General features: G+C 70.3%; 30 protein-coding genes and 1 pseudogene. 16 read left to right on the top strand and 15 right to left on the bottom strand.

The window, feature by feature from the left end; all coding sequences use genetic code 11:
* Window positions 1-154: 154 nt before the first annotated feature.
* From AOQ53_RS03415 to AOQ53_RS03430, 4 genes are read left to right on the top strand one after another with little or no spacing between them, the layout of a single operon-like run.
* A complete protein-coding gene (locus AOQ53_RS03415; RefSeq protein WP_059414839.1) occupies window positions 155-1,135 on the top strand; it encodes a GlxA family transcriptional regulator in 981 nt (326 codons plus the stop codon).
* Window positions 1,136-1,192: 57 nt separating this feature from the next.
* Entirely contained in the window at window positions 1,193-1,795 is a 603-nt protein-coding gene (locus AOQ53_RS03420) for a DJ-1/PfpI family protein (RefSeq protein ID WP_059414840.1), read from the top strand.
* A 56-nt stretch (window positions 1,796-1,851) separates the two neighbouring features.
* Window positions 1,852-2,307, top strand: a complete 456-nt coding sequence (locus AOQ53_RS03425; RefSeq protein WP_059414892.1) for an archease — start codon at window positions 1,852-1,854, stop codon at window positions 2,305-2,307.
* A gap of 33 nt (window positions 2,308-2,340) precedes the next feature.
* The gene (locus AOQ53_RS03430; RefSeq protein WP_059414841.1) at window positions 2,341-3,447 is read left to right on the top strand and encodes a CapA family protein; all 1,107 of its coding nucleotides are present in this window, start codon (window positions 2,341-2,343) and stop codon (window positions 3,445-3,447) included.
* Between the two features lie 81 nt (window positions 3,448-3,528).
* Here AOQ53_RS03430 and AOQ53_RS03435 read toward each other — a convergent pair whose 3' ends face one another.
* On the bottom strand, window positions 3,529-4,548 hold the full coding sequence (locus AOQ53_RS03435) for a sigma-70 family RNA polymerase sigma factor (RefSeq protein ID WP_059414842.1): 1,020 nt from the start codon (window positions 4,546-4,548) through the stop codon (window positions 3,529-3,531).
* 181 nt (window positions 4,549-4,729) lie between these two features.
* Here AOQ53_RS03435 and AOQ53_RS03440 point away from each other — a divergent pair, with 181 nt between their 5' ends.
* Window positions 4,730-5,182 (top strand): YbhB/YbcL family Raf kinase inhibitor-like protein, encoded by a 453-nt coding sequence (locus AOQ53_RS03440; RefSeq protein WP_059414844.1) that lies wholly within the window; start codon window positions 4,730-4,732, stop codon window positions 5,180-5,182.
* Window positions 5,183-5,358: 176 nt separating this feature from the next.
* Window positions 5,359-6,621 carry an MFS transporter gene (locus tag AOQ53_RS03445; RefSeq protein WP_059414845.1) on the top strand — a complete coding sequence of 421 codons (1,263 nt, stop codon included), beginning with the start codon at window positions 5,359-5,361 and terminating at the stop codon, window positions 6,619-6,621.
* A gap of 72 nt (window positions 6,622-6,693) precedes the next feature.
* Here AOQ53_RS03445 and AOQ53_RS03450 read toward each other — a convergent pair whose 3' ends face one another.
* A complete protein-coding gene (locus AOQ53_RS03450) occupies window positions 6,694-7,122 on the bottom strand; it encodes a VOC family protein (RefSeq protein ID WP_059414847.1) in 429 nt (142 codons plus the stop codon).
* A 270-nt stretch (window positions 7,123-7,392) separates the two neighbouring features.
* On the opposite strand from AOQ53_RS03450, the gene AOQ53_RS03455 reads away from it, so the two are divergent.
* Together AOQ53_RS03455 and AOQ53_RS03460 are read left to right on the top strand one after the other, a co-directional pair.
* Window positions 7,393-7,761: an SH3 domain-containing protein gene (locus AOQ53_RS03455; protein WP_059414848.1), complete on the top strand. Its 369-nt coding sequence runs from the start codon at window positions 7,393-7,395 to the stop codon at window positions 7,759-7,761.
* A 61-nt stretch (window positions 7,762-7,822) separates the two neighbouring features.
* Window positions 7,823-8,197, top strand: a complete 375-nt coding sequence (locus AOQ53_RS03460; RefSeq protein ID WP_059414850.1) for a hypothetical protein — start codon at window positions 7,823-7,825, stop codon at window positions 8,195-8,197.
* Between the two features lie 167 nt (window positions 8,198-8,364).
* Here AOQ53_RS03460 and AOQ53_RS03465 read toward each other — a convergent pair whose 3' ends face one another.
* Window positions 8,365-8,814 (bottom strand): hypothetical protein, encoded by a 450-nt coding sequence (locus tag AOQ53_RS03465; RefSeq protein WP_059414852.1) that lies wholly within the window; start codon window positions 8,812-8,814, stop codon window positions 8,365-8,367.
* A 235-nt stretch (window positions 8,815-9,049) separates the two neighbouring features.
* On the opposite strand from AOQ53_RS03465, the gene AOQ53_RS03470 reads away from it, so the two are divergent.
* Window positions 9,050-10,219 carry an SH3 domain-containing protein gene (locus tag AOQ53_RS03470; protein ID WP_059414854.1) on the top strand — a complete coding sequence of 390 codons (1,170 nt, stop codon included), beginning with the start codon at window positions 9,050-9,052 and terminating at the stop codon, window positions 10,217-10,219.
* A gap of 69 nt (window positions 10,220-10,288) precedes the next feature.
* On the opposite strand, the gene AOQ53_RS03475 is transcribed toward AOQ53_RS03470, so the two are convergent.
* From AOQ53_RS03475 to AOQ53_RS44415, 5 genes are all read right to left on the bottom strand, one after another.
* A complete protein-coding gene (locus AOQ53_RS03475) occupies window positions 10,289-11,842 on the bottom strand; it encodes a serine/threonine-protein kinase (protein ID WP_059414855.1) in 1,554 nt (517 codons plus the stop codon).
* On the bottom strand, window positions 11,839-12,642 hold the full coding sequence (locus AOQ53_RS03480) for a hypothetical protein (protein ID WP_059414858.1): 804 nt from the start codon (window positions 12,640-12,642) through the stop codon (window positions 11,839-11,841). Before AOQ53_RS03480 ends, AOQ53_RS03475 begins: the two co-directional genes overlap by 4 nt.
* A gap of 86 nt (window positions 12,643-12,728) precedes the next feature.
* Complete coding sequence (locus AOQ53_RS03485; protein ID WP_059414860.1) at window positions 12,729-13,466, bottom strand: class I SAM-dependent methyltransferase; 738 nt, start codon at window positions 13,464-13,466, stop codon at window positions 12,729-12,731.
* A gap of 80 nt (window positions 13,467-13,546) precedes the next feature.
* Window positions 13,547-14,512 (bottom strand): SCO2400 family protein, encoded by a 966-nt coding sequence (locus AOQ53_RS03490; protein ID WP_059414862.1) that lies wholly within the window; start codon window positions 14,510-14,512, stop codon window positions 13,547-13,549.
* Between the two features lie 303 nt (window positions 14,513-14,815).
* Window positions 14,816-14,959, bottom strand: coding sequence for a hypothetical protein (locus AOQ53_RS44415; protein WP_167745674.1), 144 nt, complete (start codon window positions 14,957-14,959; stop codon window positions 14,816-14,818).
* Window positions 14,960-15,073: 114 nt separating this feature from the next.
* Here AOQ53_RS44415 and AOQ53_RS03495 point away from each other — a divergent pair, with 114 nt between their 5' ends.
* Entirely contained in the window at window positions 15,074-15,523 is a 450-nt protein-coding gene (locus tag AOQ53_RS03495; RefSeq protein WP_059414864.1) for a hypothetical protein, read from the top strand.
* Window positions 15,524-15,648: 125 nt separating this feature from the next.
* On the opposite strand, the gene AOQ53_RS03500 is transcribed toward AOQ53_RS03495, so the two are convergent.
* Window positions 15,649-17,016, bottom strand: a complete 1,368-nt coding sequence (locus AOQ53_RS03500; RefSeq protein WP_059414866.1) for an APC family permease — start codon at window positions 17,014-17,016, stop codon at window positions 15,649-15,651.
* Between the two features lie 45 nt (window positions 17,017-17,061).
* Between AOQ53_RS03500 and AOQ53_RS45710 the strand changes: the two genes are divergently transcribed.
* Window positions 17,062-17,337, top strand: coding sequence for a hypothetical protein (locus AOQ53_RS45710; protein WP_236711542.1), 276 nt, complete (start codon window positions 17,062-17,064; stop codon window positions 17,335-17,337).
* Window positions 17,338-17,378: 41 nt separating this feature from the next.
* Here AOQ53_RS45710 and AOQ53_RS03505 read toward each other — a convergent pair whose 3' ends face one another.
* Window positions 17,379-17,918 (bottom strand): phenolic acid decarboxylase, encoded by a 540-nt coding sequence (locus AOQ53_RS03505; protein WP_059414868.1) that lies wholly within the window; start codon window positions 17,916-17,918, stop codon window positions 17,379-17,381.
* 118 nt (window positions 17,919-18,036) lie between these two features.
* Between AOQ53_RS03505 and AOQ53_RS03510 the strand changes: the two are divergent.
* The 3 genes and pseudogenes from AOQ53_RS03510 to AOQ53_RS03515 form a co-directional block, all read left to right on the top strand.
* Window positions 18,037-18,556: pseudogene (locus AOQ53_RS03510) on the top strand (AMP-binding protein); the annotation flags it as partial.
* A gap of 124 nt (window positions 18,557-18,680) precedes the next feature.
* A complete protein-coding gene (locus tag AOQ53_RS40260; protein WP_078945121.1) occupies window positions 18,681-19,085 on the top strand; it encodes a PaaI family thioesterase in 405 nt (134 codons plus the stop codon).
* Window positions 19,085-19,780: a TetR/AcrR family transcriptional regulator gene (locus AOQ53_RS03515; RefSeq protein WP_059414872.1), complete on the top strand. Its 696-nt coding sequence runs from the start codon at window positions 19,085-19,087 to the stop codon at window positions 19,778-19,780. Before AOQ53_RS40260 ends, AOQ53_RS03515 begins: the two co-directional genes overlap by 1 nt.
* Before the next feature lie 196 nt (window positions 19,781-19,976).
* On the opposite strand, the gene AOQ53_RS44050 is transcribed toward AOQ53_RS03515, so the two are convergent.
* Window positions 19,977-20,204, bottom strand: a complete 228-nt coding sequence (locus tag AOQ53_RS44050; RefSeq protein WP_148640278.1) for a hypothetical protein — start codon at window positions 20,202-20,204, stop codon at window positions 19,977-19,979.
* Between the two features lie 530 nt (window positions 20,205-20,734).
* Here AOQ53_RS44050 and AOQ53_RS03520 point away from each other — a divergent pair.
* Both AOQ53_RS03520 and AOQ53_RS03525 read left to right on the top strand, forming a co-directional pair.
* A complete protein-coding gene (locus AOQ53_RS03520; RefSeq protein ID WP_148640279.1) occupies window positions 20,735-21,112 on the top strand; it encodes a hypothetical protein in 378 nt (125 codons plus the stop codon).
* A 199-nt stretch (window positions 21,113-21,311) separates the two neighbouring features.
* Complete coding sequence (locus tag AOQ53_RS03525) at window positions 21,312-21,950, top strand: SigE family RNA polymerase sigma factor (RefSeq protein WP_059414894.1); 639 nt, start codon at window positions 21,312-21,314, stop codon at window positions 21,948-21,950.
* Window positions 21,951-22,489: 539 nt separating this feature from the next.
* On the opposite strand, the gene AOQ53_RS03530 is transcribed toward AOQ53_RS03525, so the two are convergent.
* The 4 genes from AOQ53_RS03530 to AOQ53_RS45725 form a co-directional block, all read right to left on the bottom strand.
* Window positions 22,490-22,918 (bottom strand): DUF5959 family protein, encoded by a 429-nt coding sequence (locus AOQ53_RS03530; RefSeq protein WP_059414876.1) that lies wholly within the window; start codon window positions 22,916-22,918, stop codon window positions 22,490-22,492.
* A 205-nt stretch (window positions 22,919-23,123) separates the two neighbouring features.
* The gene (locus tag AOQ53_RS03535; RefSeq protein WP_059414878.1) at window positions 23,124-24,137 is read right to left on the bottom strand and encodes a terpene synthase family protein; all 1,014 of its coding nucleotides are present in this window, start codon (window positions 24,135-24,137) and stop codon (window positions 23,124-23,126) included.
* Between the two features lie 59 nt (window positions 24,138-24,196).
* Window positions 24,197-24,535 (bottom strand): cytochrome P450, encoded by a 339-nt coding sequence (locus AOQ53_RS47240; protein WP_059414879.1) that lies wholly within the window; start codon window positions 24,533-24,535, stop codon window positions 24,197-24,199.
* On the bottom strand, window positions 24,435-24,890 hold the full coding sequence (locus AOQ53_RS45725) for an alpha/beta hydrolase (RefSeq protein ID WP_078945122.1): 456 nt from the start codon (window positions 24,888-24,890) through the stop codon (window positions 24,435-24,437). The genes AOQ53_RS47240 and AOQ53_RS45725 overlap by 101 nt, the downstream gene beginning before the upstream one ends.
* Window positions 24,891-25,084: the final 194 nt, after the last annotated feature.

Genomic DNA, 25,084 nt, shown 5'->3' on the forward strand with positions numbered 1-25,084 from the left:
CCAGTTCCCGGATTTCCAGGGCCGTTCGCACCCCGGTTGCCGGCTCCTTCCGCCCGCCTACCCACACTGCGGCAGCTGTCCCGCCTCCGGCATGGCGCGATCTGTGGGATGCGTGTCGTTGACGCCATACGGGGGGTCGTAGGAGCGTGGAGACGTGACCGATCGCCGTATCGTCTTCGTCGTCTTCGACGGCTTCCAGCCGCTCGACCTCACCGGCCCGCACGAGGTGTTCCACAGCGCGGGCGATGACTACGCCTGCGAGGTCGTGGCGCCCCGGGCGGGACCGGTCAGATCGGGCAGCGGGCTGCTCGTGCATGCCGGGCACGGCGTGGCGGACCTCGGCCCGGCCGGGATCGACACGCTCGTGGTGGTCGGCGGCCGGGGCGTCGACCGGGCCCGGCAGGACGAGGCGCTGGTCTCCTGGATCGCCGCCGCGGCGACCGGTGCCCGGCGCGTGGCCTCCGTGTGCAGCGGGGTGTTCCTGCTGGCGGCGGCGGGGCTGCTGGACGGGCGCCGGGTCACAACGCACTGGGCCCGCGAGGAGCAGCTGGCCCGGGAGCACCCCGAGGTTCTCGTGGACTGCGAGCCGATCTTCGTCCGGGACGGGCGGGTGTGGACGTCGGCCGGTGTGACGGCCGGCATGGATCTGGCGCTCGCCCTGGTGGAGGACGATCTGGGCCGGGAGGTCGCGCACGCGGTGGCCCGTCGGCTGGTGCTGTTCCTGCGCCGGCCGGGCGGCCAGTCGCAGTTCAGCGTGGCGCTGTGGTCGCGGCAGCCGGCGACGGACCCGGTACGGGCCGCCGTCACCGCGATCCACGCCGATCCGGGCGCCCGGCACGACATCGCCGGGCTCGCCGCGCACGCCGGGCTGAGCCCACGGCACCTCCAGCGCCGATTCACCGCCGAACTGGGCGTGCCGCCGGCCGCGTACGTGGAGCGGGTGCGTGTCGAGGCGGCCCAGCGCGCCCTCACCGAGGGCGACGAACCGGTCGAGGCCATCGCCCGCCGCTACGGCTTCGCCACCGCCGAGACCCTGCGCCGCACGTTCCACCGCCGGCTCGGTGTCGCGCCGTCGGAGTACCGCGCCCGCTTCCGCTCCACCGCGGAACCCGCCGGTGCGCACCACGTCTCGTAGAAACGCGCACCACGTCTCATAAAACGCTCACCCCGTCTCCTGGAAAGGGGAACCCGCATGACTACATACGGCCTGCTGGTCTTCGAGGACGCCGAGGAGCTCGACTTCGTGGGGCCCTGGGAGGTCTTCAACGTCTCCGCCCGACTCCGTGACGGCGCCGACACGGCCGTGCTCGTCGCCGAGCACCCCGGCCCGGTGCGCTGCAACAAGGGCCTGCGCGTCCTGCCCGACCACACCTTGGACAACCATCCGCCCCTGGACGTGCTGCACGTGCCGGGCGGCCTGGGCGCGCGCGAGGTCCAGCTGCACAACCCGGTGGTCACCGACTGGATCGGGAAGACTGCGGAGCGGGCCGCGTGGGTGCACGGCGTGTGCACCGGCACATTCCTGCTGCACGCCGCGGGTCCCGCACGCGGGCGGCGGGTGGCCACGCACTGGAGCCAGGAGGACACCCTGGAGGCCCGCGGTGACGTGACGGTCGTCCGGGATGTCCGCTACGTCGTGGACGGCAACCTGGTCACCAGCCAGGGCGTCTCGGCCGGCATCGACAGCGCGCTGTGGCTGGTCGGGCGACTGCACGGCCGTGACCACGCCAGGGCCGTGCGCCGCCACATCCAGTACGACCCGGCGCCGCCTTACCTCGCGGACGAGCCCGTCTGATCCATGAGCCGGGCCGGTCGCTGCATGGGGGCGCGAGCCTCGGGCAGTCGATGTTCATGGGCGGTGACAGGGGCGACGACGGGCAGGGACGGCAGACGGGCGAGTGCGGGCACCGGGCTGTGCCGCATCCGGAGCACATCCGGATCGAGGCGTGGGCAACGTGCCGGGAGCACTGTCTGGCTGAGGCCGTCCTGGCGATGGTGGAGTGCTTCGCGGACGTCTCCGGAGTGCGTCCGACCGCCATGGACCGGGTGCGGCTGGCCGAGGCCAGCGACGACGACCTGCTCGCCTCGCTGCTGGACGAGATCATCTTCCGGCTGGAGGAGTACGGCCAGGTACCCGTGGACGTGGAGGCGGACGAGGCCGACGGCGGCCTGGACGTGCGGCTGGCGGTCACCGGCCTAGCGGACGTGGAGATCACCGGGGCGGTTCCGACGGCCGTCGTGTGGAACGAGATGCGGATCGGGCCGGATCCGTACGGATGGTCGTGCGCGGTGACGGTCGCCGCGTGACCCCGCCGGCCGAGGTGTGCCTACCGTGGAGGTGTGGGCGGCGGCGTCGTGACGCTGTTCCTGTGCGGTGACGTGATGCTCGGGCGCGGCGTCGACCAGATTCTGGCGCACCCCGGTGATCCGGCACTGCGGGAGGCGTACGTCGAGGACGCTCGGTCCTACGTCCGGCTGGCGGAGTCGGCGCACGGCCCGGTGCCGGCGCCCGTCGATCCGTCCTGGCCGTGGGGCGAGGCGCTGCGGGTACTGGACGAGGCCGGCCCGGATGCCCGGATCGTGAACCTGGAGACGTCGGTGACGTGCGGCGACACGTTCACCCCGGACAAGGAGATCCACTACCGGATGCACCCGGCCAACCTGCCCGCCCTGGCCGTGGCCCGGCCCGACGTGACCGTCCTCGCCAACAACCACGTCCTGGACTTCGGCCGCCCGGGACTGCTGGAGACCCTGGACGTGCTGGCCCGGGCGGGCCTGCGGACAGCGGGTGCGGGACGTGACGCCGAGCAGGCGTACGCACCCGCCACGGTCCCCCTCCCCGGCGGCCGCCGACTGCTGGTCCTCGCCCTCGGGGCGCGCTCCAGCGGCGTCCCGCCCGGCTGGGCGGCGACGGCGGACCTGCCCGGTGTGGCTTACGTGCCCGAACTCTCGCCCACCGCGGCCGACTCCGTGCTGCGGCACGTGAGGCGAGTCCGACGGGCCGGTGACGTGATCGTCGTATCCGTGCACTGGGGCACGAACTGGGGGTTCCGTGTGCCCCGGGAGCAGGTCCGTTTCGCGCACGCCCTGGTGGACGGCGGGGTCGACGTCGTACACGGCCACTCCTCACACCACCCCCGCCCGGTGGAGGTGTACCGGGACCGGCTGATCCTGTACGGCTGCGGCGACTTCGTCGACGACTACGAGGGCATCACCGGCTACGAGGAGTACCGCGACGACCTGCGGCTGGCGTTCCTCGCCTCGGTCGAGGCGGACAGCGGCCGGCTGGCGGGACTGCGCATCGTGCCGCTGCGGGCGCGCCGGATGCGACTGGAGCCCGCGTCCCGGGCGGACCGCGCATGGCTGCGGACGACGCTCGACCGGATCAGCGGCGGGGTGGGGGTGACGCTGGAGCCGGACGGCTCGCTGGCGCTGACGCGCGCATGAACCGGTGACGGCTCGGTCGGCGGTCAGGCAGCGCCACATGAGCCGGGAGACCAGTCAGGCAGCGCCACATGAGCCGGGAATTCAGCCCGCCCAGGACACCAGCCGTGCCCTGTTGTCAGGCGCCCGCAGCCGGGCGAGGGACTCCTTCTCCAGTTGGCGTACCCGCTCCCGGGTCAGGCCGACGCGACGGGCGACCTCGTCGCGGGTGCGGGTGTGGCCGTCGTGCAGGCCGTAGCGGAGGCTGAGGATCATGGCCTCGCGGGGCGCGAGCGTGCCGACGGCCTCGCGCAGTTCCTCGGCGAGGGCCTGGTACTCGGCCACCTCCGGGGCCTGGAGCACCTCGGTGTCGGGTATGAGGTCGCCGACCACGGTCTCGCCGGTCTCGTCCACGGGCGTGTCGAGGCTGACGGCCTGCCGGCCGACGCGGCGCAGCCAGCCGATCCTGTCGGCGGCGAGGCCGCTCTCCCGGGCCACCTCCTCGACGCTCGGTTCGCGTTCCAGGTCGAGTTGCAGACGCCGTTCGATCTTGGCCACCTTCTGGAGCTGCTCGACGACGTGCATCGGCAGCCGCACGGTGCGCGCGTGCGCGGCCAGGCCCCGCTCGATCGCCTGGCGTATCCACCAGGTCGCGTATGTGGAGAACTTGAAGCCCTTGGTGTGGTCGAACTTCTCCACGGCCCGGATCAGCCCCAGATTGCCCTCCTGGATGACGTCCAGCAGGGGCAGCCCGCGGTGGGCGTGCCGTTTGGCCATCGACACGACGAGCCGGAGGTTGGCCCGGACCATGTGATCCTTGGCGGCCTGCCCGTCCCGGGCGGCTTCCTCCAGCTGCCCGCGCCGCTCCGGCGCGAGATCGAGTTCACCGGCGTCGGCCCGTTCCAGTTCCTCCAGCGCCCGCACGCCGGCCTGCATCCGCCGCGCCAGCCGGACCTCGTCCTCCGCCGTGAGCAGCGGTGTCGCCGCGATCTGCGTGAGGTACTGGCCCAGGAGGTCGGGTTCCTCGTCGGGCTCGGGGATGCGGTTGCGCAGCCGTGCGGTGCGAGCGGGGGCGCGGCGGTCCTCCCGGGGCTGTGCCGCGGAGTCCTCTGCCAGGGGAGACATCCTCGTGATCCTCCGTCCCCTACCTCTTTCTCCGGCTCGCTACCTCTTTCCGGCTCGTTCCGGAGCGCCTTCCGGTTCATTCCGGAGCGCCTTTCCCGGCTCGTTCCGGACGGCTCACGGGTACCCGACGCGATCGGTCCCGAACCGCATGCCCGGGTCCCGCGGGGGTACTCCGGGGCACATGACCGGCATCGAACTGCGCAGCGACGCGTTCAACGACCACTCCTTCATCACGCGCCGGTACGCGTACGAGGGACCGAACGTCTCTCCGCCGCTGACCTGGAGCGGCGTACCGGACGACGCGGCCGAACTGGTCCTGCTCTGCGAGGATCCCGACGCCCCGTCGGGCACCTTCGCGCACTGGGTCGTGGTCGGCATCGACCCGCACAGCGACGGCGTCGAGGCCGGGCACTGCCCGCCGGGCGGCACGGAACTCGTGAACGGCTACGGGCAGCACGGCTGGGGCGGTCCGCATCCCCCGCCCGGGGACGACGCACACCACTACTTCTTCCGGCTCTACGCCCTGTCCGAACCGTGCGTCCTGCCCGACGCGCCCCGCGCGGACCAGGTGCACGAGGAGGTCGAGAAGCGCCGCATCGCGGACGGCACGCTGGTGGGGCTCTACCAGCGCTGAGCGCGCTTACCGAGATGAGACGGCTCAGGGGTGGGACCGCCCGTGCCTCCGTGTGTCACAACGGTTTGTTGTGGCTCGGGTGACGGACGGTTGTTTGCCCGGGCGTCCCGGTTCCCGCTTGGATGGCTGCCGGTCAACACCGGGTTGTCCGCGGGAGCTGGGAGTGTGCGCCGGGTATGGCGGGCAGGCGGTCGCTGGGGCGGCAGTTCGGGTGGCTGTGGGGCGCGTACGCGGTCAGCACGGCCGGCACCTGGCTCGCGTTCGACGCCTTCGCGCTGATCGCGGTCCTGGTGCTGGACGCCGGACCGACGCAGGTGTCGCTGCTGGCGGCGGTGGGACCGGCGGTCGGCGCGGCCGTGTCGGTGCCGCTCGGGCCGTGGGTGGAGGTCCGCCGCAAACGGCCGGTGATGATCGTGACGGACCTGGTCCGGTGCGCGGTACTGCTGAGCATCCCCGTGGCGTTCGCCCTGGGCCGGCTGAGCTTCGGCCAGCTGCTGCTGGTGTCGGTGGCCGTCGCGGCGTCCGACATCACCTTCAACGCGGCGGCCGGGGCGTTCCTGAAGGGGCTGGTGCCACGGCGGGACCTGCTCGTCGCGAACGGGCGGTTCGAGGCGACGACCTGGACGGCCAGCATGGTCGGGCCGCCGCTGGGCGGGGCCGCGATCGGGCTGTTCGGTCCGGTGACGACCGTGGTGGCCGACGCGGTGAGCTATCTGCTCTCGGCGTTCGGCCTCCGGGCGATCGGCGGTGAGGAGAAACGCCCGGTGCGGCCCGCGTCCGGCACAGCCCGACCCCGGGCGGGCGACCTGCTCGACGGCTGGCGCTACATCCTGGCCGACCCGGCGCTGCGCCCGCTCTTCTTCCACACGGTCCTCGCCAACTCCCTGATCTTGGCGGCCTCTCCACCGCTCATGGTCCTGATGGTCGACGATCTGCGCTTCGCTCCCTGGCAGTACGCGCTCGCCTTCGCGGTGCCCTGCACGGGGGGTCTGCTCGGCTCGCGCCTGGCACCACGGCTCGTCGCGCGGTTGGGTCGGCACCGGGTCATGCTCACGGCGGGGGTGCTGCGGGCGTGCTGGTCGCTCGGGCTGGCCTTCGTCGGCCCCGGTGCGGCCGGGCTGGCGCTGGTCATGGTGGTCGAGTTCGGGCTGATCACCTGCTGCGCCGTGTTCAACCCGGTGTTCGCCACGTACCGCCTCGAACGGACCCCCGCGGACCGGGTCGTCCGCACCCTGTCCGCCTGGTCGGCCACCGGCAAGGCCACCACAGCGGCCGTGACCGCCCTGTGGGGCCTGCTGGCCCACCTGACCAGCCCCCGTACGGCCATCGCGCTCGCCGGCGTCTTCCTCCTCTTCACCCCTGTCCTGCTCCCTCGCCGCGACCACACGCCGGACACCGGCCCCGAGCCGGCTCCCGTGGCGCTGAAGGACGACGCCTGAACGGCCCACTCGCGCGGGAGAGGTGGGCCGGGGACGGGAACGGCGTCGCCCCCGTCCCCGGCCCGGGCCGGCTCAGACGGCCCCGGGCACGTCCTCCGTGACGCCGTTCAGCGGCGAGGACGGGTCCGTACCGTACGGACGGGTGATGATCTCCAGGCCGTGGCCCGCCGGGTCGAGGAAGTACACGCCCCGGCCGCCGTCGTTGCGGTTGATCTTGCGCGGGTGGTTGCCGTGCGGGTCGGCCTGGATGGGGATCCGGGCCGCGACGAGCCGGGCGAGAGCCTCGTCGAACTCGTCCTCGGAGACGAGGAACGCGTAGTGCTGCATGGGGATGTCGGCGTCGATGGTGAGGAAGTCCAGCGTGACGCCGTTGGCGGTCGTCACCGGCAGAAACACCCCGGCCGGTGCCCCGACCTCCAGACCCAGGATCTCCGCGAGGAAACGGGCGGACTTCTCGCGGTCACGGGACAGGACGATGGTGTGATTGAACTCGACTGACACTGTTGAATGCCTCCACGGGCATCTCCGCGGCACCTCCATGCCTCACCCGGCCGGTGACCGACACGCGATGCCGCGCGGTGGATGCTAGGCAGAGGTGGTTGTGGTCGTCGAGCGGTTTTCGGCCGTATCGCGCCGCCCACGCCCAGCGGGGCCAAGTACCCTCGCCCGTAACCCCGTTGTTCCGGACGTCCCTGACAATTGTCAGGGACCGCGTCGCCCCTGCTCTCCCTACAGTTCTGAGCGCCGGCCACACCTCAGGGCGAGCTCGACATGTCCACTCGCATCATCGCCAGGGCCGCGCTCGTCGGCACCCGGGCGCTCGCACTGCTCGGCCCGCTCACCGCGAGGACCGCAGCCGCCGCCGGCGAGGCGGGCACCGCCCGCATCATGGCCGCGCCGTACGCGGTCGTACCGTACGAGACCGTCAACCTTCGCTACAGGCCGGGCACTTCCTACGGAATCCTCGCCACCGTTCCGGCGGGCCAGCCGCTCGACGCCTACTGCTGGACCCGCGGCGAGCGCATCACCGACAACGGCTACTCCAACGACGTCTGGGTGAAGCTCCTCGACGGCTACGTCAGCGCCGTGTACCTCAAGGGCAACGCGTACGGCGACCTGCCCGCCTCGGCGCGCTGCTGACCCGGATCGTGACCACTTCCGGCCACACCGTCCTCACCATCGTCCCACGGGGGACAGACACATGAAGCGAATGATCAGCCGTACCGCCATGGGCCTCGTCGTGACCGCGCTCGCCGTCGGCGGTCTCGCCACCACGGCCCAGGCGGCCCCGGCCGTCGCAGGCGGCGGCGACCCGACTCTCACCGACGTCTACATCTGGGCCACCGACGTCAACCTGCGCCAGGAGCCCACCACCAACTCCGCGCGGCTCGAGGCCCGTTCGCAGTGGTGGGCGGACGCCATCTGCCAGAAGCAGGGCCAGACCGTGCACGACCCGGCCGTCGGCACGAACAACTGGTGGACCGCCGTCATGGAGCTCTCGGGCAGCGACGTCGCCTGGGTGAACAACCTGTACATCCGGGGCGGCCAGAAGATCGCCGGCGTCCCGGACTGCTGACGTACCGTCCCCTCCACACGCCTGCGGCGGGCCACCGGGAGATCGGTGGCCCGCCGCGGGCTCGTCGCCGGTCAGCAGTAACCGGCTGACTCCTTCTTGTCGTCCTGCTTGGGATGGTGCGCGAAGGGGGCGGACCGGACCCCCGGCCCCCCCCTGTGGCGTGCGGCTCAGTACCAGCCGGTCTCGGTCAGGTCGTGGCCGTCGCACGAGAGCAGGGCACGCGAGACGCGTCCGTTGAGGTTGTTGCCCATCCGCGTGTAGGCGTAGGTGATGCCGGGGTCGACGCTCTCGGAGACCCAGCCGTCGACGCGGCCCACGCCGTTGTCGGAACGCTGGAGTACGGCGACGCAGCCGGGCCGGGAGTTCTCGATCCGGGCGAAGGAGCCGCACTTGTCGGAGTAGAAGTACTTCAGGGCCATGTCTTCGGCGTACTTGGTGGCCCCGATCTGCCGGAACGTGCCCGCGCAGTAGGGGGTGGTGAGGTACTGCCCCTCGTTCCCGTAGGCCCCGTAGTCGCCGCCCGAGTGCGGCGCGGCCTGGGCGGAGGTCGGGAGGAGCGCCATCACCGCGGCGGCGCCCCCGGCGGCCTGCAGTGTCCTGAGCGGTCGGCGGCTCATGAGCCCTCTTCGTGTGTCGGCGGGTGTTCCGGTCGAGACCGTACGGGCGTCACCCCACCTGCGACACCTGACACTTATCAGGGTCGAACACCCCAGGTCACCTCGCTTCGAGGGAGCCCTGACATTCGTCAGGACCGGCCGCACCGCGCGGGCTCCTAGGGTGTCGGCGCGGGACCAAGGCTCCGCCGGACTGTGGGACCGGGCACCGGGCCCCCGGCGACCAGGAAGGACAACCATGCGCATACTCCTGCGCGGCGCAGCGGCGCTCGCGACCGTCGTCACGGTCGCTTCGCTGCCGGGCGGCGCGGCGGCACTCCCCCGGCCGGGGACGACCGTTCAGGCCGCTCAGAGCGCTCAGATCCCGGACGGCGTCACCGCTGGCGTCGCGGTCTTCGACCGCCGCACCGGCACGTTCACCGAACAGGTCGACGAGAGCGCGCGGTTCCGTTCCGCCTCGGTCGTCAAACTGCTGCTGACCCTGGACTTCCTGTGGAACCGCGGGCCCGGCTACACGATCCCCGAGGCCGACCGGGCGCGGCTGGAGCCGCTGCTGCGCAGCAGCGACGACAAGGCCGCGAACCACTACTGGTCGGAGTACGGCGGCTCGGCGATCATCGACCGGATGAGCACCCGGCTCGGTCTGCGCGACACCGCGCCACCGCCCGCCGGGTACGAGGGCTACTGGGGCTACACCGCCCTCTCGGCCCGGGACACCGTGGCGATCTACCGTTACATCCTGGACAAGGCGCCCGCCCCCGTCCGCGACTTCGTCATGGACAACCTGCGCCGCTCCACGCGCTGCGCCTCGGACCGCTTCGACCAGCACTTCGGCATCGCGGGCTCGTTCGACCGCCCCTGGGCGGTGAAGCAGGGCTGGTCCGGGGAGTACGCGAAGGGGACGTGCGGCGCCTCGTCAACGGCGGCCGAGGCGGAACCGGCCGCCGCTCCCGCCGCCCAGGCCGCCGCTGACGTGGACCTCACCCGCCCGGCACTGCACACCACAGGCACGGTGGGCGCGGACGACCGCACGATCGTGGCCGTACTGACGCTGCATCCGGGCGGCACGTCGTACGGGAAGGCGTACACCGACCTCGGCCGGCTGACCCGCTCGCTGAACGTGCCGGGCGGGGTGCGGCCGGCGGGGACCTGGTTCGGCACCTGGGGCGAGTTCGTCAACGTACGGAAGGGCCCGGCCACGAGTGACGCCCGGGTCACGCAACTCCCTGCCGGAGTCGAGGTGCTGGTGGGCTGCCAGACCCGGGGCCAGGTGGTCAGCGTGCCGCCCTACACCAACGAGTGGTGGGCCTATCTGCCCCAGTACGGCGGCTACATCTCCAACATCTACATCAGCTCGCCGGACAACCGGCTGCCGAACGTCCCGGAGTGCGGCTCGCCGCGGCCGTGACGGGAACGGGGGACGAGCGGTGGGCGGGGCCCTGACGGGTCCGGCCCACCGCTCGCGTACATCCGGAGGTCAGCGCTCGTACTCGGCGAGATAGTCCAGCACCTTGTCCACGTGCGGGCGTACCCGTGCGGGGACGCCGCCTTCCTCGATGATCGTGCGGTCGCTGGTGCGGTAGCCGGCCGCGACCAGCGCCGGCAGGTCCTTCTTCGGCAGTCCCTCCTGCTTGAAGCGCTGGTCGAGCCAGCACACGTACAGGCTCATGGTGGCGATCGCGTCCGGCGGCGACATGTGGTCCTTGTCGCCGTCGCCGTCCCCGTCCACCGCCCAGGCCCGGAACACCGACGGCGTCCACATGGCGATGCCGTACTCCTCGCTCTCCGGGCGGGCGGCGTCGGCGTCGAAGCCGCTCTCGGCTTTGAGCAGTGCCGCGAGCAGGGCGGGGGTGATCTCCTCGTCGGTGCAGCGGTGGGCGGCGCGGGCGATGACGGGGCGCAGCGCCTCGGGTACGTCGGAGTCCTCCGGGATCTCACCGGGCACCGGTCTCTGCGCGCCGGTGACGGCGGCGGAGCCCCCGCGGTCGCGGTCGTCGTCCTGCGTGTCGCCGCCTCCGCCGAGCAGTGCCACCCCGGCGAGTGCGGCGGCGGTCAGGACGACGAGCCCGGCCGCCACGGCCGGCAGCAGGCGTCGCCGACGGCGGCGCGGCCCGCCGGTGAAGTCCTCGACGCGGGCTGCGATGCCACGGGCCGTGTGCGGGAGCCGGGTGGTGTGGTCCGGCGCCAGGCAGTCGGCGATCAGCCGGCGCATGTCGTCGCCGAGGCCGGCGTCGAGCCGCAGGGGTGCGGTGCCGCGTGCGTACGCCTGGGCGGCGAGGGAGCGGGCCCGGGCCGTGGCGCCCGGGAAGGGATGGAGGCCGCCGGTGAGCACCTGGTGGGCGAGGACACCGAAGGCCCAGATGTCGGCGGTGGGCCGGACCTCGGCGCCCTGGGTGCCGGTGCGCTGGGACCACCACTCGGGCGGCAGGTGGTCGAGGGTGCCGAGCGGCGGCAGATGGGCGTGCGTGCCGTCGAGTTCGGCGGCCAGCCCGAAGTCCGCCAGCCACACCTGCCCGCCCGGGCCCAGCAGGACGTTGGCGGGTTTGAGGTCGCCGTGCACCCAGCCGGCGTCGTGCATGTGGGCGAGTCCGGCGGCGACTCCGCGCAGGACGCGGTCGGCGCCGTCGATCGGCCCGCCGGTGGCGGCGGCGTCCAGGACGTCCTTCAGGCTGGCCTCGGCGCGGTCCATGACCAGCGCTATGGCACCGTCCAGGGCGGGCAGGTCCGGTGCCTCGACGGTGCACACGGCGTGGGTCCGCACGAGGTGGGGGTGATCGGCCTCGGCGCTGAACCGGACCTCGCGCTCGACGAGTTCACCGAGCGCGGCACGCTGCCCGGGCCCCAGGGCACCGGTCGGGAGCACCTTCACGGCCGCGGGCGTGCCGTCGGCGACGGTACGGGCCTCGTAGACGGTCCCCCAGCCGCCGGAGCCGACGACCGCGCCCACCTCCCAGCCCTCGATCCGGAAACCCTCCGGGAGGCGGGGCGGCCCGGGTGTCTCCAGGTCGTCCGGGACGTCGGACCCCGTCATGCGCCTGCCTCCTGCGGCGTGAGGCGGCGGACACCGCGGGACGGCAGCAGGCCGAGGTGTTCTTCGCGCACCAGGCCGAAGCGCAGGGCGACGGAGGCGAGCCGGGAGCGCTTGGCTCCGGTGCGGCCGCCGTCGGCTCCGGTCGCGGTCTCCTCGCCGAGGTCCAGGCGCAGTTTGGCGAAGGCCAGGTAGTCGATGTGGTAGTTGACGGCGGAGCGGGTCAGGTCCCGGCAGGACTCCAGCGGCCGCAGCCGCTCCACGATCTGCCCGACCCCGGGCAGCGCCGTGTCGGAGGGGTCGCGCAACCGGGGTTCGCACAGGGCCACCAGCACGAGGAAGTACTTCGACGTCGGATCGAGGGCGAAGGGGTGGACGGTCTGTTCACCGCCGCACGGCGCGGACTGTTCGCCTAGGTAGGCGTGCTGGGGTGCGAACACCTTGAAGGTCGCGGTGGCGGACAGGGCGGGGATCACCACGCGCGAGAACTCGAACGGCACGGGCGCGCCGAGCCGCCCCGGGGCGACGGTCAGGTACTCGCCGGCTCCCTCCAGGTTCTCCACGACGTACGACACGCTGCGGCTGAAGTTGGACAGCCGCCAGTAGTCCCCGGCCGCTTCCAACTGCCCGGCCCGGCGTGAGACCCCGGGGTCGGTCAGCACGATGCGCACGCCCGCGCCGCCGGGCGTGCCCCGGCCGAAGTCGGCGATGTCCCCGGGCCCCAGATGGATCAGGTCCGGCCTGCCCGTCTCGTCCGCACCCCACTGTGTGGGTCCGGGCAACTGCACGATGATGGTTTCCACGCGGACTCCCCCGCTGATGACGCCCCCGGTTTGGTCGCGAGGATTCTACGGGCGGATTCCGCTTGCGCGGAGGCGGCGGGCCCACGTCAGCCGGCTGTTCGCGGACGCCGTGCGACGAACACGAACTCCCGGCCCGGCCGGTCGGGCGCGTCGCGCACGTCCTCCACCACGTAGCCCTGCGCCACGAGTTCCGCCTCGACCTCTTCGCGCTCGCGGAAGCGCAGAGTCGACTCCGACGTCAGCGCCTGCCCGTCCGAAGCGAACACGTAGGTCCACCGGAACGTCACCAGCGGCCCGCTCACGGAGAGCAGATCGACCCAGGACTCGACGACGCCGACACCGGGGACGTCCGTCACGGTGTGCGTGGCCTCGCGGTTCCACTCCTCCCAGGCGCGGCGGGCGGGAATCCGGGTCTCGAACACGAAACGGCCGCCGGGCCGCAACGCCGCACGGGCCCCTCGCAGGGTCCTCCGCCAGTCCTCCGGATCGACGACCTCCTGAGCGGCGTTGCCGGTCATCGTCGCGAGGTCGGCGGTCAGGGGCGGCAGGGTCGTCGCATCGCCGTGGATCCACCGCACCCGCTCGCCGCCCGGCTTGCCGCGGGCCACCTCCAGAGACGCCCCGGCGGGATCGACGGCGACAACGTCGACGCCGCGTTCCGCAAGCAGCAGCGCGAACACGCCCGTGCCGCAGCCGATGTCGAGCACCCGACGCGCCCCGAACTCCTCCGCCATGCGCAGGTACGGTTCGAGATCGGCGCGATCGGGGTCGAGCGGGTCGTACACCGCGGCGAGCCGCGGATGCCGGAAGCACTCGTCTGCCATGCGCCCGAAGGTACGAGGGCGGCCGCGGTGCGGCTACGGGTTTTCGGCCTCCGGTTTTCGGCGGAACGCCCTCGCGCGGCTCAGCCCAGGCAGACGACGAGCAGGCAGAGCTCCTTGGAGTCGGAGTCGGAGCCGGAGTTCGAGGGAGGCGGAGTGGTGCTCGCCGCGGGCGGGGGTGTCTCGGGGGACGCGGGCTGCGTGTCGGAGCCGGTGTCGGCTGCGGGCGGGTTCGTCTGCTCGGTCGACGTGGACTTGCCGGCGTTGCCGGTGACCGTGTCGACGGTGTTCGGGACGGTGGTCCTCGGCTGCGTCGTCTTCGGCAGCTCGCGGGGCGCGGCGGCCGCGTCCGTCCGGGGGTCCGCCGGGGTGCTGCGGGGAGCGGTGCTCCGGGGCTGCTGCTCGCGCCGCGAGGTGCGGTCGGTGTGCGGCGGAGTGGTGGGCGTGGGCGAGGACCGCGGGGTGTCGCGCCGGGTCGACGTCGGTTCGGTGTACGCCGGCGCCTGCCCCTCGGTGCCGCCCATGGTCGTGTCCTCGGGCGCCGAGGCCGACTGCACGCCGTGCGTCGAGTCGCCCTTCATGGCGGCGACGGTGAGACCGCCTCCGACGAGCGCGACGGCGGTCGCCACCACGGCCCGGCGCTGGTTCTTCTTCCAACGGGCCATCTGACGACGCCGCGCCGCGCGCCCCTGCTGCGGTGCCTGGTAGCCGTCGGACCCGGTGATGGCGGCGGCCTCGTGTCCGTCGGACGGGTCCGTGTCCGGGCTCTCGTGGCCGCCGGACGAGCCGGCCGGGGTCTCGTGGCCGCCGGACGAGCCGGTGTACGCGAGGGGGAGCTCACGCGTGCCGCCGCGGTTGGTGTCCCACACACTCCCGTCGTCCCACACGTTCCCGTCGCGCCATGCGCCGGAGGCGGCCGGGTACTCCCACGGGGCCGGGCCGGTACGGCCGTCGGTGGCGGAGGGGTCGATGTCCGGGGCGTAGGCGCCGCACCCCGGGCAGACCAAGGCGCCGTTGAGGTGCCTACGGCACGAGGAGCAGTAGTCCATGTGGTCTTCCCGATCTTGCTGTGCCGACGGCTTGCCGACCGCGGCCTGGTCACGTTCGTACGTGGGATCGAGCCGTAACGCTAACGAGACTTTGGAACGGGGATGTGCAGCATGTGTGACACCCCTGAGCAGATCCTCTGCATCTCACGTGTGCCATAAGCGACCCGTGAGTAAAGGTGACGGGGCGTGGGCATGCTCGGTCCCCTGCCGAGGCGGGGCCAGGAGCCGGCCTGCGTTCCTGCCGCGGACGGCCACCCTGCCCGCGGCAGGAGCGCGTCCGCCACCCGGTCCGTGGTGCGCCCGTCAGGTGCAGCGGATCGCCCGGCTGGGGCCGACCGCCGCCACGCCCCGCCGCGTGATCCACCACGTCAGTTCCTCGCGCCCGGCGCGCAACCGGCACAGCGTGAACTCGGGCCACCCGGCCCGGACCACGAACGGGAATCTCACACGCTCGCACCCCAACTCATCGAAATTTCCTGCGAACTGACGCACAACCCTTTGAATGCCCGGCGGGTCACACCATGCAGGAGCAACCACCTCGAAGAGTTGCAAGGGGGAAATATGAGATTCACCCGTTCCGTCCTGACCGCGTCGGCCTTGGCGGCGCTGACGGTGGGGACCACGACCGCCCTGGCGTCACCCGCCTCCGCCGCGCCCAACACCACACCGCAGAAGGTCTGCGGCAGCGCCTACAAGACGGTGAACTCGGCGGCCGTCGGTTCCCTGGGCACCGTCTACCTGACGTACAACGCCGCCAACGGGCAGAACTGCGTCACGACCATCCGCAACAACCCGGGTACGGCCGTGGACATGTCCGCGTGGATCTACGTCCCCGACACCGAGGAAAGCCACGAGGACGTCGGGCGCTTCTCGTCCTTCGCCGGACCGACCTACGTCTACGGCAAGGGCCACTGCGTCGACTGGGGCGGCAGCATCAAGAACGTGTACGTGCAGGTGTACGGCTCCAACTGCGGTGCCCTGAAGGAACACCGGGTCACGTTCACCCGCTGACGGGCCCCTCCTCTGAACCGCCTTGAAACACCCCCTGCCGGGCCATCACGATCCCGCCGCTGTCGCGCGGAAGCCGTGGTGGCCCGGTGCCCGTTCTCGGGCGCACCGCCTGGCGGTCGTCCTGCTCACGCCTCGCCGCGCACTTTCAGCACCACCTTGTTGAGCACCCACAGCCCGATGCCGATGGCTACCAGCACGCCCGCCCTGATGTAGACCTCCGCGGGCCGGTCGGACAACGGGCTGGCCAGGATCAGGGCGGTGATCGCGCCGAGCACCGGCAGGGCGGTCGGCGTACGGAAGTGCTGGTGGTCTACGCGGTCGCGGCGCAGGACGAGGACGGCGATGTTGACGACGGCGAAGACGCACAGCAGGAGGAAGGCCGTGGTGTCGCCCAGGCCCTCGATCTCCCCGGTGGAGACCAGGCCGATGGCGAGGAGCGAGACGAAGACGATGCCGACGACCGGGGTGCGGCGCCGGGGCAGTACGCGGCCCAGGGCTCGGGGCAGGATGCGCTCGTTCGCCATGCCGTAGCACAGGCGGGACGCCATCATGATGTTGATCAGTGCCGAGTTGGTGACCGCGAACAGCGCGATCAGGGCGAAGAGCTTGGGCGGGAAGTCGATCCCGCCGGCCTTGACGACCTCCAGCAGTGGGCCGCTGGAGTCCTCCAGCACGCGGTAGTCGACGAGCAGCGAGGAGACCAGGGCGACCAGGACGTAGATGGTGCCGGTGACGGCGACGCCGATGAAGATGGCGCGCGGGAACGTCCGCACCGGATCCTTCGTCTCCTCGGCCATGTTGACGGAGTCCTCGAAGCCCACGAAGGCGAAGAAGCCGAGGGCCGTCGCCCCCAGCACGCTGGTGAGCAGCGCGTAACCGCTGCCCTCCGCCTGGAACTCACCGAGCCGGGAGGGTTCACCGTCACCGGTCAGGACGGCCCAGGCGCCGATCGTGAGGATGACGAGCAGGCCGGTCAGTTCGACCACGGTGAGGACCACGTTGGTCTTCACGGACTCCGATACGCCTCGCAGGTTCAGGGCCGCCAGGGCGAGGATGAAAAGGATCGCGATGAGGGTGGGCGGGAAGAAGTCCGTGAACTCGGACAGGTAGTCGCCGCTGAAGGCGCGGGCCGCCGCACTCGCCGAGGAAAGGCCCGAGCACATGACCATGAAGGCGACGATGAAGGTCAGGAACGGGACCTGGAACGCCTTCTGGGTGTAGAGCGCGGCTCCGGCCGCCTTCGGGTACTTGCCGACGAGCTCGACGTACGAGGCGGCTGTCAGGATCGCCACGACGAACCCGATGACGAACGGCAGCCACAGCGCCCCGCCGACCTTGCCGGCGACCTGACCTGTGGTGGCGTAGATGCCGGTGCCGAGGATGTCGCCGATCACGAACAGAATCAGCAGTTTGGGACCTATGGCACGCCGCAGCGGGGTGCCGTCGTCCCCTCTCTCCGGCGCGGCGGCTGCATCCCTGTCGGTTGCGGACACGAAAGCTCCCTGAGGTGTTCGACACGGACCGGAACAACGTCTTGCTTGCCCGGCAGACCAGTTGGTGATGCCTACCAGCAGGTCCACGACGCGCCGGAGGGCCTGTCGCTGGTCCTCGTCCCGGGGAACGAGCGGCTGCCGCGGGGCCGGCCGGTCGACACGGGCGGACTCGACCGCGGGGCCACCGAGAGAGCCGGAGGGGAAGAGCACGACGGTGCCCCGGGCTTCGGCGAGGCCGGTGCCGAACTGGAGCGCCGCGCGGAGTCCCGGCGCCTGTCGCCGAGGCCCCGCTCACCGGACCGTGGGTGTACATGGCGTTGACGGCCTTGCCGAGTCGGCCTCGGTCAGCTGGTGCGGCCTGGTCAGTTGGTGCGGTCGGACCAGCCCTGCGGGAGGTCTTCGGGGGCCGTGGCGATGACCGTCTCGTCGTCGGGGCCGACGTACTCGAAGAGGGTGATCTTCGCGAATTCCGGGACGACGTAGACGGGATAGGTCGGGCCCTCGTCGCGGTACCTGCGCATCTCGTCGAGGTGGTCGTTCTGGTAGACGACGGTGCGCTCGCCGTGTTCCTCGACCCAGTGCGGGAAGAAGATCACGCCGTGCAGGCGGCGCTTGCCCGGCATGACGTTGACGGAGACCGACGTACCGGTGGGCTCGTTCCAGGAGATCTTGTAGTGGTCGTCGTCCAGCTGGACGAGGTCGACCCGCTGGTCCTTGACCCAGCGGCCGCCCACCATGCCGGAGTGGATCCGGTAGTCGATGGTGGTCGGGTTCTTCACGTACATCTCGTACTGCCAGCCGTTGGCGTAGGTGTAGATGAAGCGGTGGCCGACGATCCCGGAGAGCTCCTGCTCGGGGACAGGGCTCTGGACGGTGGTCACGTGTGCTCCGTTGCTGGCCATGGGGGTACCTCCTTGCTGCCGTAGGCCGCTGCGGCGGGCCGTACGAGTAGCCCCCTCGACGGTCGGCAACCTCTAGGCTCGACATCGGTGCGGCCCGATGGACCTGGAAGGCCGAGACATGAGGCGTGACGAGCTCGTCCGGCCGGTTCCGGAGCATTTACGGCGGCACGCAGAGGTGGCTGCGCACCGGGTCGCCCGACTCCGACTCCTCGCGGAGCGTCACCTACGCCGAGCTGGAGCGGCGCACGCGTTCACTGGCCGCGTACCTCACCCGGACAGGACTGCGCCGCGGCGACCGCGTCGCCGTCTGCCTCGGCGACTGCGTGGAGATGGTGGACAGCTGCCTCGCCGTCCCGCGGGCCGGGATGGTCGGCGTCCCGCTCGATCCGCGGTCCTCCGACGCCGAGCTGGCCCACTTCCTCCAGGACAGCGACGCGGCGTTCGTCATCACCGACGCCGCGCACCTCGCACGGTTACGACGCCTGGGACCGCCGTACGACCGCCTGGGCGTCGGGTCCGCGGAGATCGACATGCTCGGTCTCGACGATCCGTCCTGGATGCTCCACACCTCCGGCACCACGCACCGGCCCAAAGGTGTGCTGTCCACGCAGCGGGCCGCGCTGTGGTCCGTGGCCGCCTGAGCAGAAGTCACACTGCCTCAACTCCGTTGCGCGCCCCCTGAACAGATCAGAAGTCAGCTCGGTTGACGGCCTGAGTTAACGCCGATAAGTTATCGTCATTAATCTACACTGGGAGTAGTCGGTGCTCACACTTGAAGCGGAAGACGTCTACGCGCTCGCGCCGTATGCCAAGACGCTCGGAGTCGTGTTCGAGGAGATCACAGGAGCCAGCGTTCAAGCCAGGTTGGAGCACGATCTCTCCCTTTCCACCGTGGGCGGCGGCCTCCACGGAGGAGCGTTGATGGGGCTCGCCGATGTGTGTGCTGCCGTTTGTGCCGCCCTCAACGGTCCAGCCGGCGCCGCACCGGCCACCGTGGAGTCGAGCACGCATTTCCTTCGGCCGGCACGCACGAGCGTCATTGCGACAGCTCGTCCTCTGCGTTTGGGACGCAACACTGTCGTCGAGGTCGACATTCATGATGCCGAAGGCGAACTGTGCGTCCGAGTGACCCAAGTGGTTACTGCCGTCAAACCGAAGACAGCTTGATGCCCGTGACCGGCTCCCGAGTTCGCGCCGCCAAGGGCCAGGGCGGTCTGCTCCGGAACCAGCTTCTCGACATCGCTGGTCAACTACTCGAAAGCGGTGGCGCCGACGCCCTTACGATCCGCGCAGTAGCAACGAGCGCGGGAGTCAGCCCGCCGGCCGTCTATCTCCACTTCCCCTCGAAGAAGGAACTCGTCCATGCGACGTGCTTGCGAGTGTGGAGCTCATTGTTCATCGAGTTGGAAGCAGTGTCCCGAACAGTCTCGGACCCTGTGACGGCCCTCTATGAGACCTGCATTGCCTACATCGCGTTCGGACTTCGCTACCCCTCGCAGTACCGACTGGTGATGGATGGCGAGGCCACCGAAGCCAGCCGCCAGAACGAGGACGCGTGCTTCCGCTATTTCCGGGACAAGGTGGCAGCCTGTCTTGATGCCGGGGTTCCGGTTAAGAGCAAGACCGAAACCGCCAGATTGCTGTGTGCCAGCGTGCACGGGGCGGTTTCCCTTCTGATCCATCAAGAGCCTGACACATGGCCTCCAGACACCGATCGCTACGCCAGACGGGCGGCGTCCTCAGCCGTCCACGGAGCTCTTCTCACTGCATCCCACGCGTTCACGCCCTCGGTGGCTGGCGTGACGCAGTCGGGGCTGAACCATCGGTGCCGAAGCCGCTCCGCTGAGATCGGTGGTCAGTGAGGGACGCGACGGAGAAGGCAACTGCGCACGCTCACGCCCCTGGCCCTGGTGGGAGTCGGAGGGCATGACATGGACTCACACGCGCTTGGCCGCTTCGGCGGTCTTGCGCACAGGCTGTGCGGCCCGCGCAACGGCTTGCCCGAATACGGGATCGTCTCCGGACCTCTCGGCGCTTGCCTGCGCCAGGGTGATGACCTCATCCCCGCCAGGCAAGCAGCAGCTCCGCCCCCGCCTCGATGAGCGGGCCGCCGCCGCGGGAGACGGCGGTGCGCCAGCCGCGGCGGTGGGGGCGCCGGGAAGCGGGTTCGCTTCCCACACCGCACTGCTGGACGCCCTGGTCGGCCAGCTCAGCCAGCGCTGTCTGCGGGGACTGGCGGAAGCGCGGGTGAAGACCGCGCCTCCCCTCGTCGTTGCAACGTCTCACGGAGGTCGTCTGCGAACTCAACGGCCAGCCAGTGCGTACCGGGCAACGTTCGCCCGCTTTTTCAGCCAGTAGCTGCCGGTCTCGGGATGTAGTCCATCACCACGGCGTCGGCCTCGGTCCATGTCGCTGCCCCTGGACTCGTTCAAAGATCGCGCCGCCCCTATCGAAATGACATGTCCGGCGGCCAATGGGCCCCGATTGTTGAACCGTGCCTTCACCCGCTGGCCGTCCCCGAGGTCGCGGAGGACCTGGGAATCCACAAGACGCCCCCGGGAGTTGGGGCACGAGGGCTGAAGCGAACAGAGACGAGTTCCGTCTCACTACGCCCTCTGATCGGCTCGCGGACCGGTCCCATGACAGTGACGCAGATCACTGAGAGTTCCCCGAATCCGTCTCGCCCGACCGACAACCCCGGGGGCCTTCGGACGTCTGTCGGGTTGGATGCGCCTCCAGCAGAGGGCCGCCGCAGGGGAAGCCACCCATGACGGACGGTCAGCCCAGCAACGAAACCGATGATTCGAGGACTGGAAATGTCAGTACGTCACGCCGCTGTCCGCAGCTCTCGCCCGGGCCGGGTCCGCGCCGCGCTAAGCGTCTCGGTTGTGGGCGCCGCGCTGGCTCTCGGTGGAGCCTTCACGGCCCACGCCGATTCCGCCGCCGAGGATGCTCCCGCCGATGCGCAGAAGGCGCGCGCGGCCTCTCCCATGAAGTCCGCTTCCACTGGGAAGCACGCCAAGCCCTACGTGCCTGGCTCCGAGACGCCCGCCAAGCCCCACGTGCCGGGCGCGGAGACCGACGTCCCGGGAGACGCGAAGCCCGCCAAGCCCTACGCACCAGGCTCGGAGACCGACGTCCCGGGAGACGCGAAGCCCGCCAAGCCGGTGCAGCGTGCGACTCCGGCCGAGTGAGGCTCTCCTCCGTTTGACCTGCTGATCGGCTCTGGGCCGTTCGGCGACACCACGTGAATGCACGCTGCACGGCTCAGGCCAGCAGCACAACCCGTCCGCCCGGGGCTCCGGGCGGACGGGCCAGTACGCGACGTCCAGGAGACATGTGAGAACCGCGACGATCCCCACCGCCGCACCGTCGGTCATCTGGTGGCGGAGCATGTGCAGGCCGGTGCACCGCTTGCTCTGCAGCGGAGTGGATCTGATGAGCCGAGCACGGTATGGGCTCGCTCAGCGTTCACTGGCGAGTCGGCGGGGCCGTAGCAGATGGCAGTTCAAAGCCGCGTCCCCCAGTACGGCGACAGCCGGGGAAGAACACGGCTTCAGCGAGCTTTACCATCACCGCCGCCTGGCACTGGTGCGGCTGGCACTGCTCCTGGTGGACGACCTTCCAACGGCAGAGGACGTGGTGCAGGACGCCTTCGCCGCGCTCCTGCACCGCCACGGTCGTCGACTGGCGGACCTGGACGACCCCGAAGCGTACTTGCGAACCAGCGTGGTCAATTCAGCTCGTTCCGTTCTGCGCCGGCGCCGTACGGCCCGTGCCTACATTCCTGAGCGTCAACACCATGTCCCGTCCGCCGACCAGAGCGTGCTCCTTGCCGAGACCCATCAGGAAGTGATCAACGCGTTGCAGCACCTCACCCGCCGACAGCGCGAGGTCTTGGTGCTGCGCTACTGGTCGGATCTCACCGAAGCGCAGATTGCCGACACCCTCGGAGTCTCCCGCGGAACGGTCAAGTCAACTGCCAACCGAGCCCTGAACGCTCTCGGCAGACAACTGGAGATACCTCGATGACCCAGCACACCTCTCAGTCGCGTTCCTGCCCTTCCCACTGCCGGCACTTTGCGGAGATCTGACGATGAGCCGCGGCGAGATCCGCCACGAGGCGCTCGAGCAACGACTGCGCGACGCACTGGAGGCCCGGGCCAACTCCGCTGGCTTGGAACACCTGCGGCCTGCCGCGCTTCCCACTGTGACCAGGCGGCCGTTGCTTCCCCCTCGCCGGGCCGTCATCGTGTTGTTCGGTCTGGCTGCGGCTGCTGCCTTCGCGCTGCTTTTCCTCACGAACAGCACTCCGGACAGGCCGGTCGGTCCTGCCGTCCGTCCCACGCGTTCGGTAAGCCCGCCCGCGTCTCAAGTCCCGGCTTCTCCCGCCACCCCGTCACCGTCCCACAGAGGGGCCGCCGCCACTGAGGAAGGACCCGACCCGGCCTCGACCGCCACCCGACCAAGCGATGACCAGCCTTGACGGGTGAAACCCGAATCGCGGCTTGAAGCGTGAAGGCAGCAGGCCGGCGGGTGAGGTGTTCATCTGCCGGCAGAGGTTTGTCTCCCTACTCTGACAGCAACGGAACCCAGTGCTCCATCACTCGCTGCAGACGCTGCTGGTGGTCAGCAATCCAGTCGTCCGGCGGCACGAGCGGCACCCGAACGGTGACCATGGACCCCGACTCGTCCTCCACGACCACCTCCGGACAGTCACGCTCGCCGGTGAGTTGGATGAAGATCGACGGCCCACTGCTCATCTCCATCCAGGCAACATCCTCGCCGGCATTGAGCCTGTTCAGCGCATCCGCCCAGCTCTCCAGCCGCGAGGTATAGAGCGCCAAGCCAACACGGCCGGACACGAAAGGCGTCCTGACCACGATCTCGGCTCGCAGCCCGGCGGACCACCTGGGATCACGCCCCAGAACATGGACGGTGACGCTGTTCCCCTCGTCATCAGCAAGAAAGACGAGCTCTCTCGGAACGATGTCGTCCACAGCTGCCCCTTCATCGGCGAGTACCGAGAGATCCTCGTCCTGGCGGGGGCATATCCGCCATCCCATTTGTCAGGGCTGCTTCGTGACCGTGCGCGGTGGCCCCAAACGGAAGAGACTCCGGGTGGCGGCGCGCGGGTTATGAACATGATCGCGAACGTGCGTTCCACCCGCTCAGGGCCGCGTCGTGGCTGCTCGGCAGTCAATGTCACCCGCGAAGTAGGTCGTCGGGGTAGCTCGCGGAGCGGCCGGAAGGCTGAAGGTCGTCGACGGCGTACCGCTCGACCGAAGAGTGCCATATGAGTTGCCCGCTCAGGTTGGCAGCGATGTTGTCCGCGTAATCGGATGCCGCAGCGCGGACCTGGGGCGGCACAGCTTGTCTGTCGAGTTCCTCGGAAAGTTCCTGCCGTGCTGTCACGACCGCGTGGACGTGGGCGTCGGCCAGCTCCGCCGCCCGGTCCACGGCTTCCTGCAAAGAGCAGTGGTGTGTGTCCCGGATGATGGTGACCGCGTTGTACTGATAGCCGACGAGGGTTTCGCGGTGGACGGAAAAGACGTCGTTGACCAGAGCGATGTGCACCGAGCCGGCGCGGCGCAGTCTGTACATCGGACCGCACGAGCGCACGGAGTCGGGTAGGAACACGGGAAGGCGCAGCTCGTCCAGGTCCCAAAGCCACGGCATCCCTACGGAGTACATCCTCCAGCCGAGGTATTCATCCAGGCGGGGTGCGGTCTCCCGGGCACTGAGGCTGGCTTCCGTTGCGTAGGACTGAAGGAACGCCCGGAAGTGCCGGAGGAAGGCGTTGCGCCAGGCGATGGGCCGCCCCACGGACGTCCTGGCCCACAGGTCGCTCAGCGCCTGGGCGACCGGAGACGGGCCAGGAGCCGGCTGGCCCCGCAGGATGTTGCGGAGCTCGTCGATGGCTGCCACCCGTGCTTGCAGCCTTTCCGTCAGGTCGTCCTCGTCCATTTGGTCGTCGATCCGGAAGGTCAGGGCAAGCCACTGAAGACCGGTGGTCAGCATGTCAAGATCGGCACGAGGCCACACATAAGCCCCTGACAGGTCGGCTCCCGTGCGCTGCATTCTGGCGCGTGCCTTCTCTGTCGGCGCCAGGCCGTAAGTGTCGATCCACCCCCACATCGCCCGGGAAGCCTGCTCCAGGTACGGATTGCACTCCACCGGGAAAGGCACGTCAAATCTCGGCATTGTGAACTCGGCCATGATGACTCCGCTGGTTGAGCTGCTCCACGCCTCACTCTCAGGGCGTCGAAGGTTGCAGGTCAGTTCTCCGGCTCCCGGAGGCAGTAGGCCATGGTCAGCACATCCGGAGTGACGGTCATGACTGCCTGCTGTCGCGGAGCACGTGAGGTGAGACGGAAATCGAACCAGGTCTGCAGGATGGTCGCGAGGGTGATCACGACTTCCGTCCATGCGAACGCTTCCCCGATGCACTGGCGGCGGCCGGCGCCGAAGGCGGGGAATGAGCCGCGGACGATGCGGTGCGGGTCGATGCGCAGCTCATGCTGGCATGCGGCTGTCCAGGTGAAAGCCGCGGTCGTCGACCGCAGCGGGGCAAGGGTTCTCAGGCGCGGGGCGATACTCCACCGAGACGACGACACAGTCTGTCGCCTGTGCGAGCTCAACGGCCTTCACCTCGTCACCGGCGATGCTTCCCGTGACCAATCCGCCACCGTGGGCATAACAGATGCACGACGCGGGCACGGCACTTCCTGCAGGTCGGTAGGCCCGCACCTGAACGGCGGTATGCGGCGAGGTGCCGGACCGGACCGAGAAGTCACGGACATCGACGTCATGGTGCGCGGCGGCCTTGGGCCGAAGATCGGAGAGTTCAGCCTGTCTCTGCCGTCGGGCCGTGATGCTGCCGATGCCGCTCAGTCCCTGAGGGCCGACGAGGCCGAGGTACTGGTCAAGGCGAGCCCGCACCTGCGGGTCTATACGTTCTTCGGCGTCCATGTCCGCAGTCCTTCACTCAGGCCGCCGCGGTCAGTTGGTCAACAACGGGATTCAAGGGGGATCTCGCGCTCTCGCCTGGCCCGGGTCAGACCGCTCTCTGGACTCACCGCTCGGCACGCGGGTGCCGTACGGCCCGAGCGGTTTCGAGGACCACAACGAGCCAGCCGCGTACCACAGTCTCCATGGCTCCACTG

Origin of the sequence: Streptomyces azureus (assembly GCF_001270025.1) — a bacterium.
GTDB classification, from domain to species: Bacteria; Actinomycetota; Actinomycetes; order Streptomycetales; family Streptomycetaceae; genus Streptomyces; species Streptomyces azureus.

Bases quoted from the DNA above. Each gene is read 5' to 3' on its own strand.
- AOQ53_RS03420 (WP_059414840.1), top strand. From the start codon at position 1,193: ATGACTACATACGGCCTGCTGGTCTTCGAGGACGCCGAGGAGCTCGAC.
- AOQ53_RS03425 (WP_059414892.1), top strand. From the start codon at position 1,852: ATGGGCGGTGACAGGGGCGACGACGGGCAGGGACGGCAGACGGGCGAG.
- AOQ53_RS03435 (WP_059414842.1), bottom strand. From the start codon at position 4,548: ATGTCTCCCCTGGCAGAGGACTCCGCGGCACAGCCCCGGGAGGACCGC.
- AOQ53_RS03440 (WP_059414844.1), top strand. From the start codon at position 4,730: ATGACCGGCATCGAACTGCGCAGCGACGCGTTCAACGACCACTCCTTC.
- AOQ53_RS03445 (WP_059414845.1), top strand. From the start codon at position 5,359: ATGGCGGGCAGGCGGTCGCTGGGGCGGCAGTTCGGGTGGCTGTGGGGC.
- AOQ53_RS03455 (WP_059414848.1), top strand. From the start codon at position 7,393: ATGTCCACTCGCATCATCGCCAGGGCCGCGCTCGTCGGCACCCGGGCG.
- AOQ53_RS03460 (WP_059414850.1), top strand. From the start codon at position 7,823: ATGAAGCGAATGATCAGCCGTACCGCCATGGGCCTCGTCGTGACCGCG.
- AOQ53_RS03465 (WP_059414852.1), bottom strand. From the start codon at position 8,814: ATGAGCCGCCGACCGCTCAGGACACTGCAGGCCGCCGGGGGCGCCGCC.
- AOQ53_RS03470 (WP_059414854.1), top strand. From the start codon at position 9,050: ATGCGCATACTCCTGCGCGGCGCAGCGGCGCTCGCGACCGTCGTCACG.
- AOQ53_RS03475 (WP_059414855.1), bottom strand. From the start codon at position 11,842: ATGACGGGGTCCGACGTCCCGGACGACCTGGAGACACCCGGGCCGCCC.
- AOQ53_RS03485 (WP_059414860.1), bottom strand. From the start codon at position 13,466: ATGGCAGACGAGTGCTTCCGGCATCCGCGGCTCGCCGCGGTGTACGAC.
- AOQ53_RS03490 (WP_059414862.1), bottom strand. From the start codon at position 14,512: ATGGACTACTGCTCCTCGTGCCGTAGGCACCTCAACGGCGCCTTGGTC.
- AOQ53_RS03495 (WP_059414864.1), top strand. From the start codon at position 15,074: ATGAGATTCACCCGTTCCGTCCTGACCGCGTCGGCCTTGGCGGCGCTG.
- AOQ53_RS03505 (WP_059414868.1), bottom strand. From the start codon at position 17,918: ATGGCCAGCAACGGAGCACACGTGACCACCGTCCAGAGCCCTGTCCCC.
- AOQ53_RS03515 (WP_059414872.1), top strand. From the start codon at position 19,085: ATGCCCGTGACCGGCTCCCGAGTTCGCGCCGCCAAGGGCCAGGGCGGT.
- AOQ53_RS03520 (WP_148640279.1), top strand. From the start codon at position 20,735: ATGTCAGTACGTCACGCCGCTGTCCGCAGCTCTCGCCCGGGCCGGGTC.
- AOQ53_RS03525 (WP_059414894.1), top strand. From the start codon at position 21,312: ATGTGCAGGCCGGTGCACCGCTTGCTCTGCAGCGGAGTGGATCTGATG.
- AOQ53_RS03535 (WP_059414878.1), bottom strand. From the start codon at position 24,137: ATGGCCGAGTTCACAATGCCGAGATTTGACGTGCCTTTCCCGGTGGAG.
- AOQ53_RS45725 (WP_078945122.1), bottom strand. From the start codon at position 24,890: ATGGACGCCGAAGAACGTATAGACCCGCAGGTGCGGGCTCGCCTTGAC.